Genomic DNA, 12,975 nt, shown 5'->3' with positions numbered 1-12,975 from the left:
TTTCGCGACGCTACGAGGAGGCCGTTACTGGAGCATTACTGGCCAGGGGTACCCATGTGGGCGGACAGGGGCGGTCGAGCGGGTGGGGCTGCTGGGAGGCAACGCCGCCGGAGCATTGCGAACAGCGCGTCGGCTCCTTCTGGCGATGCGGGAAGGCGCTGGCCGGCGGGACGTCAGGGCGAACCGCGGTCTCACGCGGCGCTCTCCGTGGCTGAGGCCCGCCTTACCGGGTACCCGACCCGCGATTGCCCTGCTGGTTTCCGTAATCCGGCTTTGGCTGCCGTGATGTCGGGGACGCCGCGTATCCGGGCGCGCGCCCTACTGGTTCAGGGCCACGCACGGATCGGTGTGCTGACCCCCGCCTCCGTACCGGAGAGCCAGGACCCCCACGCCGGTGATCCGGCCTCCTGCTCGAACCCGCCTGCAACGGCGCCTACTGCGCCGACCTCTTCACTCGGCACGGCGCGGCCGACGCGCAGTGGATCCCCGTCGACATCGAGCACATCGCCGCCGCCGACTCGGACCGCCTTGTCGAGCAGATCAACGGCATGACCGGGTTCTTCCTCGGCGGCGGTGACCAGTACCGCTATGTGACCAGCCTGATGCACGGCGAGGCCCAAACCGACTCCAAGGTGCTGGCGGCCATCCGTGCCAAGCTCGCGCGGGGGGCCGTCGTCGCGGGTTCGAGCGCGGGAGCCCAGATCATGGCCGGCACCGACATGATCACTGGGGATTCCTACGAAGGTCTGCGCGACGGCAGTTCCGACAGCCGCACGCGTCGTGGCGCGGGATGGCTGCGATCGCAGTCGCTCGTCCGCGACCTGGTGTGGGTGCAAAGTCCCTCGCGAGCCACACGTTCGCGCCTGCAATCCTGCGAGCCCCGTTGCCGTCTGCCGGCGACGGGCTTGTGCGTTCAGCGGGTCAGGCATCCTGGACTCCGCCGAGGGTGCCGCTTGTGTCTCGGGCGATCATTTCGCAGAGCGGACGACGTCAGAATCCGCTGCAGCCCGGACAATCCGAACACTTACGGGAGCGGCCGTGCGCCGGACCGTCTACGAGTGACACAGGTGCGGAGCCTCTCCGCGCACGTGGAGATCACCCATGGCGCGGGATCGCCTGGACCCGAACATCTCGTTGGTTTCGCACACGCAGAGATTGCCCCGACGGGCGACAGGCCCCGGAGGAGCGAGAGCGATGCGGTCGACGGGCCGGTCCCAGAAGACGTACTGAACGCTGCCGTGGCGGTGTTGGCGGCCACGCCCGTACGATTCCCTCGCCCGGCGGCGGCCACCTCACCGCCGCGGACAACGCCTCGCTGCCCCTCACCCGTGCCGACGGCACCGAACTCACGGGCCTGGGACTGCTCACCGACGGCGGCGACACCTACAACTACGACCCGCCCCTGCGTGACAGCGTGATCACCCCCCGGCTGGTCGGCTCCCGCACCCGCACGTCGGCCGTGCGCACCGTCCTCGAACTCGACGGGGTCCTCGACCTGCCGGTCGCGATCACCTCCGACCGCGAGAGCCGCAGCGAGCGGACCACCGCCGTCCCGGTCCGGATCGAGGTCGAGCACTGGACCGGCGACCCGCTGTTGCGCTGGCACATCTCCCTCGACAACACGGCGCTCGACCACCGGCTGCGCTTCCACGCCCCCACCGCCGTCGGAACGGACACATGGAAGGGCGACGGCCAGTGGAGCCTGATCGAACGGCCGGTACGCCCCGACCTCAGTCCGCTTCCCACCAAGCGGGGTCACGAGGCCGTGTGCGGCTCCGCCCCGTGCAGGGCATCGGCGCGGTCGGACGCGGCACGGACCGTACCGCCCTGTTCGCCCCCGGCCTGCCCGAGATGCGGGCGCTCGCCGGTACGGAGACTGCCACCGGCGCCGACCAGGAGATCGTGGTCACCCTGCTGCGATCCGTGGGCTGGCTCTCCCGCTTCGACCTGCGCAGCCGCACCACCGGCGCGGGGCCGATGCTCGCGACCCCCGAAGCGCAGTGCCAGGGCCCGCAGAGCTTGCGACGAAGGTGCGTGGCGCACGGGTGGGTGCCATGTTGCCGTAATCGATCATGGCGAGAATGCGTTAGCAGTGTCAACGGAGTTGTGCAACTGCTGAAGTTCGAATTTGCGTACGCATCTCGAGACGTGTGGCCATCGAGAAAGTTCCTGCGTGGAGGGGAGCCCATGACGTGATGACCGGTGGCGTTATCGCTCCGGTGAGGGGCTCTTCGCCCACAACTCCGTTTACGCTCATTGGCTTTGTGGAGGCTGTTCGGGACGAAAAGGCGGAGATCTTGGTGCGGGAGCCACACGGTCAATAGGGGTGTTCAGTGAGTACTGAACTGACCCAGTCCGTCGCCTGCTCCGGCGTGGTACGGGTGTCGACGCCGAGGACATGGACGGTGCCCAACAGGCCGTTGGGGCCCCGCACCCGGAGGACGCGCTGGGCGTTGCCGCCCGTCCGGGGGTGGACGATGACGGCGATCGGGTCTTCGGCAGGCCCGTAACCGCCGCCGTAGGTAAGGAGCTGGTGGACGTCGTCCGCGCTCACCCCGTGCCGGTCGTAGCGCTTGTACTTGGCGTCCACCGGCAGCAATCTGCGGTGTGCCGTGCCGCGTGCCGGGAGGCTGAGCAGAAGGTCGGGCCGGAACGTCGAGGTGTTGCCCAGGTCTCCGCGGACGATGATGCCGGCGCCGTTTCCGCCGGGTACGGCGTGGCCGCCGCGAGGGCCGACGGCCTCGGTGCCGAGACGGCGTACGACGGCTTCCCAGAGCGCGGGCATCCTGAGCAGGACGCCGTCCGCCGTGGCGCCCTGGTCGGCGAGCAGGTCGCTCACGCCCCCGCCGCGCAGCAGCAGGCGGGCCCAGGTGTGGGCGTGGCGGTAACGGGCGTTGAGGCGGGTGTAGTGGGTGCAGTCCAGGGCGCGGAGCGCCGCTGCGGGGGTCGGCGCCTCTGGGAAGGCGCCAGCGATGTCGTGCAGGGCGCGCGCCAGGTCCGGGCTGGTGGTCGGACCGAGTGCCACCTTCAGCGCGCTCCCCAGAACGCGGTTGTCCCAGATGTCCGCCTCCCGGTCGAAGGTGCGCATGTGTAGCTGGTCCAGCTGCCCGTAGCGCCGGGTGGCCTGGGCGGCGACGTCCAGGCGTCCCCGGAGCACCGAGTCGACGCTTCGGCGGCGTACGTAGTCCCGGCGCAGGCCCTCCCGCAGCAGCCGCTCGCACTGTTCGAGCAGGGCGGCGGCAATCAGGTCGGCGTAACCGTCGGGGCCGGTGGCCCAGCGCCTCGCCGTCGCCGGGACGGGCGTAACGAGGGCGTAGGCGAGCCAGCTCATGAGCTGCTCTCCCGGAATGGCGAACTTGGGGGAGATGACCACGCGGACGCGGTCCAGGACCAGGACGCCGACGGTCGCGTCGGCCTTGAGGCGCCAGCCGGTGCGCTCCCTGCTCAGGGTGAGGCAGCCCCGTGCCTGAAGGGCCTGCAGACGGTCTATGTCCCGCGGAGTGAGTTGGCCGGGCTCCAGCGGGGCGGACTCGTACTCACCGAGAGGGACCGGGACGCGGTCAGGCATCCGGGCCGGGAGCGCCGCTGGTGAACTCGGTCGCCAGCGCGTCCGCCAGATCCTGCGGCGACATGAGGCGCGCACGTCCGGTGTCGGCGTCGACCAGGTCGCCGAGGATGAGGTGCAGCAGTTCCGCCCGGCCGAGGCAGTAGTCCTCCAGGAGCGGGACCACCTCGTGATGGAAGGCCGCGGCCAGGTCCTCCTCGGTGGCGATGGGCGCACCGTCGCGCAGCAGGTAGGCATGCCCGATCTGGTGGTCCGCGTCGAGATCACGGGCGATACGGCCGTTGAGGGACTCGAAGAACGCGGCCAGGTCCAGGGGGCCGACCGTTCCGGAGACGGCGTCCGGGTCCGGTCCTACGGGCAGGAAGGCGAAGCGGCGGCGGACCGCGGCGTCCAGGTGGCTGATGCTCCGGTCGGCGGTGTTCATGGTGCCGATGATCCGGACGTTCGGCGGGACGGAGAAGCGTCGCTTGCTGACGGGCAGAGCGACCGGAAGGTTCCGCTTGTCGAGTTCGAGGAGTGTGATCAACTCGCCGAAGATACGCGGTAGGTCACCGCGGTTGATCTCGTCGATGACCAGCAGGAACGTCTGGTCGGGATGGGCGGCGGCACGGCTGCACAGGCTGTGGAACAGGCCGTCCGTGAGCGCGAGGGTGAGTCCCGGGCCGGTGGCGCTCAGGTCCGGTTTGAATCCCTCGACGAAGTCCTCGTAACCGTAGGAGGGATGGAAGGTGACCATGCTGACCCGGTCGCCGTGCAACATCTCGGCTTGTGTAAGGCCACGGTGACGGGCGTCGGCACCGAGCGCGTCCGCGCGGCCGTCCAGGGCGAGGGCGACGCCGAGTGCGAGGCGTGTCTTGCCCGTACCGGGCGGCCCGTGGAGAATGACTTGCCCCTTGCGCTCCAGAGCGTCCAGCACGGCCTGTACGTCCTCGGGCAGCGCGACCGGCGTGGTCTGCGGTGCTCGGATCACGTCCACACCCGAAGCGCCCTGGGGTGCGATGAGCCTCGCGAAGAGGGCCGGGTCGACCTTGGCGAAGGTGGACCGCCACTGCTTCGGTTCCGACAGCTTCCGCGCGTGCGAGAGATCCCAGTCCACGGAGACGACGTGCTGGAACTCGGGCCGGTCCGCTTCGAAGCGGTAACTCCCGTTGACCGTGCCGATGGCCAGGACCTCGTCCGTACCTCGGTTGGCCACGATCCGGTCGCCATCCTCCAGGTCACGGAAGGCCATCAGTCGGCGCGCGAGGGTCAGGCTGCCCCCGCTCCTACGGGGCCAGTTCCTGTCCAGGGCCTGCTTGAGATCGGTGTCGCTCTGGTAGAGGCCGAGGTCTCCGAGCTGGTCCCATCCGACCCGGATGACTCCTCCCGCGCGGCACTCCTCCCACAGCCGGCCGCGCTCGCCGGGCGCGATCTTCCAGACGGTGCGCTGCTTGGACCGCGGATCGAAGTGCGCGTAGAGGAAATGCATCACTTCGTGCCTGGTCCAGCCCTCGAACTCCACGCGAGAGCGGACCAGTTCCAGCAGCCGACGATTGCTCCCCCAGGCCGGAACATCACCTTGCGTCGAACCGCCCAGCAGGGCGACGAACCGGCGCAGGTGCTCTCCCGCGTAGATCGGCAGGAAGTGCTGCGGGAAGTAGGTGGCCAGCGACTTCGTCACCAACGTCGGTCCGTATCGCAGTACTTCGAGGTCGTCCAGCGCCTCGAAGTCCCCTGACCCGAGGGTGTCGAAAGCCCGGACGAACTGTCCGCGCAGTTCCGCCCAGGCGTCCTGTGGGTCCATACCACGCAGGGGCGCGGCCAGCCGCCACTCCCCGGAGACGTGGTGGTACATGATGTGCTTCGCGGCACTTCCGCCCTTGATGCTGCCCAGGTGCGGAGTGCCGAACTCCATCAGCCGGCAGTATGTCGGCCCCGCTCCGGGCGGCGCGGCCTGTCCGAGGGCGTAGCGCTCCAGCGGCAGCTCCGCCCAGTCCTCCAACGGAAACTGGGACAGCACCTGCTTGCGCTCGTCCTCGGCAGCCGACGCGGCGTCCGCCACGGCGCTCCGGTCGAACTCGGCCGCAGCCGTGCGCACGTCCACCCCGTTCGTCATGGGGGTCATGATGCCGGACGGCGACACAGTGGTCTCCGCGTCCGGAAAAGTCGGTCGACCTCCTGCGTGTGCGCCACGGGGGCTGGCACGATGGGCCAGCACCGCGAGGCCGGATCTCGGGCGGCGTGCACGACGGCGACGGGAGAGACCGTGCAGGACTGGATCTACATCCTGAATCCGAACAAGGACACCCTCGACGGGGAGCCGTCCGACAAGGAGACCGTGCGCCGCCTCGCCCATCAGGATCCCGCACTGGACCTCTGGCTCAGCCGACGAAACCGCATGAACCCGGGGGACCGTCTATGGGTCTTCTTCAGTCAGCCCGAGTCGGCGGTCGCCGCGGTGGCGGAGGTCGACGGAGAGCCGGAAGGGGACCCCGACGACCCCGACTTCTCCTATCGGGTGGATGTGACCCTCCTGCCCGGCCCCACGGATGCCCTGTACGCCGACCCGGTGAGTCGGGACGAGCTGGAACTCGGCCAGGTGCGGTCCGTGCAGAAGGTCAAGCCGGGAGCGCTGAAGACTCTGCTGGCGAGGGCCGGTCTCTGACGGGGCGGTCGCGTGCGGGACGGTTACCAGGGCTCCAGCTCACGCGATTGATGGACCCAGGGGCGAGCGGGCGGCCGGTCTTCGGCGACGGGGTTTCGGTCAAGTGCGCCACGTACTCGGTGACAGTCTCCGGGGTAGCAAGCAGCGGCCGCCGACCAACGCTCGCGTACCAGGCAATGAAGACGGGCATGTCGGAGGAGTGCATCAGGTGGGTGGAGTCGGTCAGCTGTCGGTGGGTCTCGGCGGTCCCCACGGCTATGTGCTGAGGGCCAGAGCCTGGGGCGCGAAGGCTTGTCACGCTGCTCATCGTAGGGCGGCCCGACACCCCGCCGGCCCGGACGTCATGGCGGGTGCTCCCACGAGGTGGGCGCAGGCTCAACCCGTGACACGGCGCCCGTCTACGACAGAGGACCCGCGCCCACGTGGTGCGGGTCCTCTGCTGCGTGGCGAGTGGTCAGCCGGAGGACTCGGATGCGCGGCCGGACCCCGGGCTGCGTCGCGAGGCCGGAGACGTCGGGCAGATGACGGTTCACCTCGTCGACCACACGCGGTCGGCGTGACACGACCGATATCGGACGTCGCGAGGCCACTTCGGCGACAACCCTCCGTGAAGGCTGATGGGCACTCAGGCTTCTCTGACGTACCGTCACCGATTCAAGATCATCTTGCACGTGCGTTGCACAAGGTGCTGAAAAACAACAGTGATCAGTGGAGGGCTGTGAAGGTATATATCCGCAGGTCAGCTGGCATGTTGCGGTGTCGTGCCCCTTGCCCTCAAGGGGCACGACACCCCGCCCGTCAGATGTCCCGGAAGATCTCGATCTGCGCCCCCACCGAGTTCAGCCGCTCCGCCAGCTCCTCGTAACCGCGGTTGATCACATACACGTTGCGCAGTACGGAGGTCCCCTCGGCCGCCATCATCGCGAGCAGGACCACCACGGCCGGCCGCAGGGCCGGCGGGCACATCATCTCCGCCGCGCGCCAGCGCGTCGGGCCCTCGACCAGAACGCGGTGCGGGTCCAGGAGCTGGAGGCGGCCGCCCAGGCGGTTGAGGTCGGTGAGGTAGATGGCACGGTTGTCGTAGACCCAGTCGTGGATCAGCGTCTGGCCGTGCGCCGAGGCGGCGATGGCCGCGAAGAAGGGCACGTTGTCGATGTTGAGGCCGGGGAACGGCATCGGGTGGATTTTGTCGATCGGCGCCTCCAGCTTGGAGGGGCGGACCGTCAGGTCGACCAGGCGGGTGCGGCCGTTGTCGGCGGCGTACTCCGCCGTGCGGGCGCAGTCGACGCCCATCTCCTCCAGGACCGCGAGCTCGATCTCCAGGAACTCGATCGGCACGCGGCGGATCGTCAGCTCGGACTCCGTCACGACGGCGGCGGCGAGCAGGCTCATCGCCTCGACCGGGTCCTCCGAGGGGGAGTAGTCGACGTCCACGTCGATGCTGGGCACACCGTGCACGGTCAGCGTCGTCGTGCCGACGCCGTCCACCCGTACGCCGAGGGCCTCCAGGAAGAAGCAGAGGTCCTGGACCATGTAGTTGGAGGACGCGTTGCGGATGACGGTCGTGCCGTCGTGCCGGGCGGCGGCCAGCAGCGCGTTCTCGGTCACGGTGTCGCCGCGCTCGGTCAGCACGATGGGGCGGCCGGGGGTGATGGAGTGGTTGACCTGGGCGTGGTAGATGCCCTCGGTCGCCGCGATCTCCAGGCCGAAACGACGCAGCGCGATCATGTGCGGCTCGATCGTCCGGGTGCCGAGGTCGCAGCCGCCCGCGTACGGCAGCTTGAACTGGTCCATGCGGTGCAGCAGCGGGCCGAGGAACATGATGATCGACCGGGTCCGGCGGGCGGCGTCCGCGTCGATGGCGTCCATGTCCAGCCGGGCCGGCGGGACGATCTCCAGATCGGTGCCGTCGTTGATCCACCGGGCGCGCACACCGATGGAGTTCAGCACCTCCAGGAGGCGGTAGACCTCCTCGATCCTGGCCACCCGGCGCAATACCGTACGGCCCTTGTTGAGCAGGGAGGCGCAGAGCAGCGCCACACAGGCGTTCTTGCTGGTCTTGACGTCGATCGCCCCGGAGAGCCGGCGGCCGCCGACCACCCGCAGGTGCATGGGACCGGCGTAGCCGAGCGACACGATTTCGCTGTCGAGCGCTTCGCCGATGCGCGCGATCATCTCAAGGCTGATATTTTGATTGCCGCGCTCAATGCGGTTCACGGCGCTCTGGCTGGTGGCGAGCGCCTCGGCCAGCTGACTCTGTGTCCAGCCCCGGTGCTGACGGGCGTCACGGATGAGCTTGCCGATACGTGCGAGGTAGTCATCTGACATGCCGAAAGGCTATCTCAGATATGAGATGGGTCTGTCGTGGGGGTGTGGCGTTCGAGTGACGACTGGGGTCGGACCTGCGGAAGAAGGACGCGGCTCAGCACCGGACATGCCGTCCCCCGCCAGGATCCGCCCGCCCCATCGGTTCGGCACGTGGAGTGCGTCCATCGGTCCCGGAGGGCAGCGGTGCCTGCGGGGTGCGGCACCCGGGGAGGCGCCCCTCCCCGGACGGAACCCGCGTCCGTCGAGAGGCGGTCGGAGCGGGTCGGCGCGGCGCTTCCGGTGACCTCGGGGTCGCCCGACGAGCTGCCGAACCGAGTTCGGCCCGCGGGGAGTTGCGCGGGCCGGGCCTTGGCTAACCTGCACGGGTGACCACCGACCTGACCCTGCTTCCGCGTGTCGCCTACCGGGGGCAGGAGCTCACCGCGCCCAGGCTCCGCGGTCTGCTCGCCCTCCTCGCGGGCGACCTGCGCACGGGTTGCAGCACCGGGCGGCTCGTGGAAGGGCTGTGGCCGGACGAACTGCCGGAGCGGCCCGGAAAGGCGGTGCAGGTCCTCGTGTCCAGGGCCCGGTCGCTGCTGGGCGCCGAGGTCATCGTCAGTACGCCGACCGGATACCGGCTCGCCCTGGCCGAGGACCAGGTCGACGCCTCCGCCCTGCTGCTGCACGCCGCCGCCGGCGCGGACCGGGCCAGGGCCGGGGACCACGCCGGATCGCTCGCGGCGGCCGAGGCCGGGCTCGCGCTGTGGGCCGGCACGCCGGACACGGCCGGTGCCGAGGGCGACCCCGTGGCGGCGCTGCGCGCCGAGCGCGCCCCCGTCCGGGAGGCCCTCGTCCGCGCGCGGGCCCTCGCGCTCGCCCGTCTAGGGAGGCATGCGGAGGCCGCCGGACCGCTGGCCGCGGCCGCCTCCGCGCATCCGCGCGACGAGGAGGTGCTCGCCGAACTGCTGCGCGGCGAGGCGGCGACGACGGGCCCGTCGGCCGCGCTGACCCGGTACGAGGCCTACCGCGGCGAGCTCCGCGACGAACTCGGCACCGACCCGGGGGCGGCGCTCAAGGCCGTACAGCACGAGCTGCTGCGCGGCGAGACGCCGCCGGTCAGGCACGGTGTCCCGCACGAGCCGAATCCGCTGCTCGGCCGGGACGAGGACATCGCGGCGGTGCGGAACCTCCTGCGTACCTCACGCGTCGTGACGGTGGCCGGTCCCGGCGGCCTCGGCAAGACCCGGCTCTCGCATGCCGTCTGCCGCCGGGCCGAACAGCGCGTGGTGCACTTCGTGCCGCTCGCCGGTGTCACCGCCGACGCGGACGTGGCCGCGGAAGTGGCCTCCGCGCTCGGGGCGGGAGCCATGAGCGGGCAGGCCGCGGCCGACCCGGTGGCCGGCATCCTCGGGGTGCTCGGCTCCGGACCCGCGCTCCTTGTCCTCGACAACTGCGAGCAGGTGATCGGCGGAGCCGCCGATCTCGTGCAGGCCCTGGTCTCGTCGTCGAAGAACCTGCGGGTGCTCGCCACCAGCCGGGCCCCGCTGGGGCTCACCTCCGAGGCGGTGTACGCGCTGCCGGAACTCGGCACCGGCACCGCCGTCGAACTGTTCGTCCAGCGGGCCAGGGCGGCAAGGCCCGGCGTGGAACTGCTCCCGGACGCCGTGGCCGACCTGTGCCGCCACCTCGAAGGGCTGCCGCTCGCCGTGGAACTGGCGGCGGCACGGGTGCGGGTGCTGTCGGTGCCGGAGATCGCCCGCCGCCTCGGCGACCGGTTCGCGCTCCTGCGCGGCGGGGCGCGGGACGCCCCGGAGCGCCACCGCACCCTGCACGCGGTCGTCGACTGGAGCTGGAACCTGCTCGCGGAGGACGCCAGGGCGGCGCTGCGGACGCTGTCCGTCTTCCCCGGCGGCTTCTGCGGTGAGGCGGCGGAGCACGTCCTCGGCGACGACGCGCTGTTCCTGCTGGAGCAACTGACCGATCAGTCGCTGCTCACCGCCGCCGACACCCCGGCCGGCGTGCGGTTCCGGATGCTGGAAACGGTACGGGAGTTCAGCGCGGCCCGCCGCGCGGAGGCGGGGGAGGACGAGGCGGCCATCGGCCTGCTGCTCTCCTGGGCACGGGGCTTCGGGGTCACGCACCACGACTGGTTCTTCAGCCGGCGGCCGCGCGCCGCCTGGGAGCGGATCAGGCCCGAGCAGGACAATCTCGTCCTCGCCCTGCGGCTCGCCCTGGCCCGCGAGGACGCCCGTACCGTCGCCGCCCTCACCGCCGTCCTCGCCGCCCTGTGGTCCACCGACTCCGGCTTCCCGCGCCTGGCCACCCTCGCCTCGGACACCGGCCCGATCCTCTCGCACTACCACCCCGAACCCGCGTACGTCGAAGTCGCCCGCGCCGCCGCGGCGATGTGCACAGCGGGCCTGTTCATGGCCAACGGGCCGGTCGCCGTACGGCAACTCGTCACCCTCCGCCGGCTGCCCGCGGCTCCGCCGGACACGCTCCCGCGGGCCATCGCGACCGTGCTGGGCGCGGTCCCCGAGATGCTGCCTCCCGGCCACGAGACGTTGCGCGGGCTCTGCGACAGCCAGGAACCGCTGGTCGCCGGCGTCGCCGAGTCCATCGCCACATACGTCTGGGAGTACGAGCACGACATCGACCGCGCGCTCGCCTCGGCCCGCCGGATACTCACCGAACTGGCCCCCGTCGAGAGTCCGTCCATGCAGCTCATGGGCCATTCCCGGCTCAGCGAGCTGTGCCTGCGGACGGGGCGGGGCGAAGAGGCGTACGAGCACCTCCGGGCGACGCTGGAGGTGGTGCCACGGCTCGGCGACGGGCACGACTACCTCTTCATCCGCAGGAGCCTCGTCCTCGCCTGCCTTCAGCGCGGCGATCCCGAGGAGGCCGAGTACTGGCTGCGGCAGGCGGAGCACGACAACACCCCGCAGCAGGATTCCTTCTACCGGCCCGACCTCGCCGGGCGCGCCGAGATCGCGCTCGCCCGCGGGCTGTCGGAGGTCGGCCTCGGCCTGTGGCGCGACGCCGTGGAGCGGGTGTCCGAGGCGGGCGCGGTCCAGGGCGACGACCTCTGGCTCGATCCGTCGGCCCTGCACATCCAGTCGGCGGCGGTGACGGCGCATGCGCACGCCGGCCGTCTCGGGCTGGTCGCGGAGCCTCTCGGCCGGCTGCGGAAGGGGCTGGAGACACTGCTTTCCGGCCCCGTGGGCGCGCCCTGGCAGCTCCCGGTGTTCGGCACGGTGCTGCACGCCCTCGGTCTGGCGGGGCTCGCCTCGGACGGCGGCGATGTCACGGCTGTACGGATGCTCGCCCTGGCCGAACGCCTCCGGGTGATGCGCGACTTCCAGCCGACGATGTCGGCGGACCGTGCCCGGCGGGCGGCCGAGAACGCCGACCGGGCGGCGTACGCCGACGCGATGTCGGAGTATGCCGCCCTGGAGCGTGACGAGCTGTGGGACACAGCCCGTGCGCTTACTTCGGGTCTCGGTTGAACTGGGCCATCGACCAGCGGTAGCCGAGCACGGAGAGGCCCACGCACCAGACGATCGCGATCCACCCGTTGTTGCCGATCTCGGTGCCGAGCAGCAGGCCGCGCAGGGTTTCGATGGCCGGGGTGAAGGGCTGGTACTCGGCGATGGGCCGGAACCAGCCCGGCATCGTGTCGGCCGGGATGAAGGCGCTGGAGATGAGCGGGAGCAGGATCAGCGGCATCGCCATGTTGCCGGCCGCCTCGGCGTTCGGGCTGGCCATGCCCATCCCGACCGCGATCCAGGTGAGCGCCGTGGCGAAGAGGGCGAGCAGTCCGAAGGCGGCCAGCCACTCCAGGGCGGTGGCGTCCGTGGACCGGAACCCGATGGCCACGGCGACCGCCCCGACGAGGAGCAGGCTGGCGAGCACCTGCAGCACGCTGCCGACGACGTGTCCGACGATCACCGAGCCGCGGTAGATCGCCATCGTGCGGAAGCGGGCGATGAGGCCCTCGGACATGTCGGTGGAGACGGAGACCGCGGCTCCGATCACGGTGGATCCGATGGTCATCATCAGAATGCCGGGAACGAGGTAGGCGATGTAGTCGGAGCGGTCCGCGCCGCCGATGCCGGTGCTCATGACGTCGCCGAAGATGTAGACGAAGAGCAGCAGCAGCATGATCGGGGTGAGGAGCAGGTTCAGGGTGAGGGAGGGGTAGCGCCGGGCGTGCAGGAGGTTGCGGCGCAGCATCGTCGAGGAGTCGCGGACGGTGTGGGAGAGGGTGCTCATCGGACTGTCTCCTCGGTCTGGGCGGTCTGGGCGGTCTGGCTCGGCACGCTGGAGCTGGTGAGGGCGAAGAAGACGTCGTCGAGGTCGGGGGTGTGGACGGTGAGTTCGTCGGCTTCGATGCCGGTGGCGTCGAGCCAGTCGAGGATGGCGCGCAGTTCGCGCTGGCTGCCGTCGCTGGGGATCTGAA

Annotated in this window: 8 protein-coding genes and 1 pseudogene; 3 read left to right on the top strand and 6 right to left on the bottom strand. The window is 70.6% G+C overall.

Features of this window, described 5'->3' with window-relative positions; all coding sequences use genetic code 11:
- Window positions 1–326: 326 nt before the first annotated feature.
- On the bottom strand, window positions 327–620 hold the full coding sequence (locus E6R60_RS37590; protein WP_240802749.1) for a hypothetical protein: 294 nt from the start codon (window positions 618–620) through the stop codon (window positions 327–329).
- On the opposite strand from E6R60_RS37590, the gene E6R60_RS30655 reads away from it, so the two are divergent.
- Entirely contained in the window at window positions 549–1,418 is an 870-nt protein-coding gene (locus E6R60_RS30655) for a hypothetical protein (protein ID WP_240802742.1), read from the top strand. The genes E6R60_RS37590 and E6R60_RS30655 overlap by 72 nt on opposite strands.
- An 899-nt stretch (window positions 1,419–2,317) precedes the next feature.
- Here E6R60_RS30655 and E6R60_RS30650 read toward each other — a convergent pair.
- Both E6R60_RS30650 and E6R60_RS30645 read right to left on the bottom strand, forming a co-directional pair.
- Window positions 2,318–3,568: a PE-PGRS family protein gene (locus tag E6R60_RS30650; protein ID WP_136329965.1), complete on the bottom strand. Its 1,251-nt coding sequence runs from the start codon at window positions 3,566–3,568 to the stop codon at window positions 2,318–2,320.
- Entirely contained in the window at window positions 3,561–5,660 is a 2,100-nt protein-coding gene (locus E6R60_RS30645) for an AAA family ATPase (protein ID WP_136329964.1), read from the bottom strand. Before E6R60_RS30645 ends, E6R60_RS30650 begins: the two co-directional genes overlap by 8 nt.
- Window positions 5,661–5,810: 150 nt before the next feature.
- On the opposite strand from E6R60_RS30645, the gene E6R60_RS30640 reads away from it, so the two are divergent.
- Entirely contained in the window at window positions 5,811–6,209 is a 399-nt protein-coding gene (locus E6R60_RS30640) for a hypothetical protein (protein WP_240802741.1), read from the top strand.
- A 798-nt stretch (window positions 6,210–7,007) separates the two neighbouring features.
- Here E6R60_RS30640 and E6R60_RS30635 read toward each other — a convergent pair.
- Window positions 7,008–8,537, bottom strand: coding sequence for a UDP-N-acetylglucosamine 1-carboxyvinyltransferase (locus E6R60_RS30635; protein ID WP_136329963.1), 1,530 nt, complete (start codon window positions 8,535–8,537; stop codon window positions 7,008–7,010).
- A gap of 365 nt (window positions 8,538–8,902) precedes the next feature.
- Between E6R60_RS30635 and E6R60_RS30630 the strand changes: the two genes are divergently transcribed.
- Complete coding sequence (locus E6R60_RS30630; protein ID WP_136329962.1) at window positions 8,903–12,022, top strand: BTAD domain-containing putative transcriptional regulator; 3,120 nt, start codon at window positions 8,903–8,905, stop codon at window positions 12,020–12,022.
- Here E6R60_RS30630 and E6R60_RS30625 read toward each other — a convergent pair.
- Both E6R60_RS30625 and E6R60_RS30620 read right to left on the bottom strand, forming a co-directional pair.
- A complete protein-coding gene (locus tag E6R60_RS30625; RefSeq protein WP_136329961.1) occupies window positions 12,003–12,788 on the bottom strand; it encodes an ABC transporter permease in 786 nt (261 codons plus the stop codon). The two genes, E6R60_RS30630 and E6R60_RS30625, sit on opposite strands and share 20 nt — an antisense overlap.
- Window positions 12,785–12,975: pseudogene (locus E6R60_RS30620) on the bottom strand (ABC transporter); the annotation flags it as partial. The gene E6R60_RS30625 and the pseudogene E6R60_RS30620, both read right to left, overlap by 4 nt.

Origin of the sequence: Streptomyces sp. A0642, assembly GCF_004795105.1 — a bacterium.
Classification (GTDB): domain Bacteria; phylum Actinomycetota; class Actinomycetes; order Streptomycetales; family Streptomycetaceae; genus Streptomyces.
This window is presented reverse-complemented; position numbering and strand designations above follow the sequence as displayed.

What these genes read in the sequence shown, in the direction of transcription:
- E6R60_RS30635 (WP_136329963.1), bottom strand. Translation starts at nt 8,537, where the DNA reads ATGTCAGATGACTACCTCGCACGTATCGGCAAGCTCATCCGTGACGCC.
- E6R60_RS30645 (WP_136329964.1), bottom strand. Translation starts at nt 5,660, where the DNA reads ATGACGAACGGGGTGGACGTGCGCACGGCTGCGGCCGAGTTCGACCGG.
- E6R60_RS30655 (WP_240802742.1), top strand. Translation starts at nt 549, where the DNA reads ATGACCGGGTTCTTCCTCGGCGGCGGTGACCAGTACCGCTATGTGACC.
- E6R60_RS30650 (WP_136329965.1), bottom strand. Translation starts at nt 3,568, where the DNA reads ATGCCTGACCGCGTCCCGGTCCCTCTCGGTGAGTACGAGTCCGCCCCG.
- E6R60_RS30625 (WP_136329961.1), bottom strand. Translation starts at nt 12,788, where the DNA reads ATGAGCACCCTCTCCCACACCGTCCGCGACTCCTCGACGATGCTGCGC.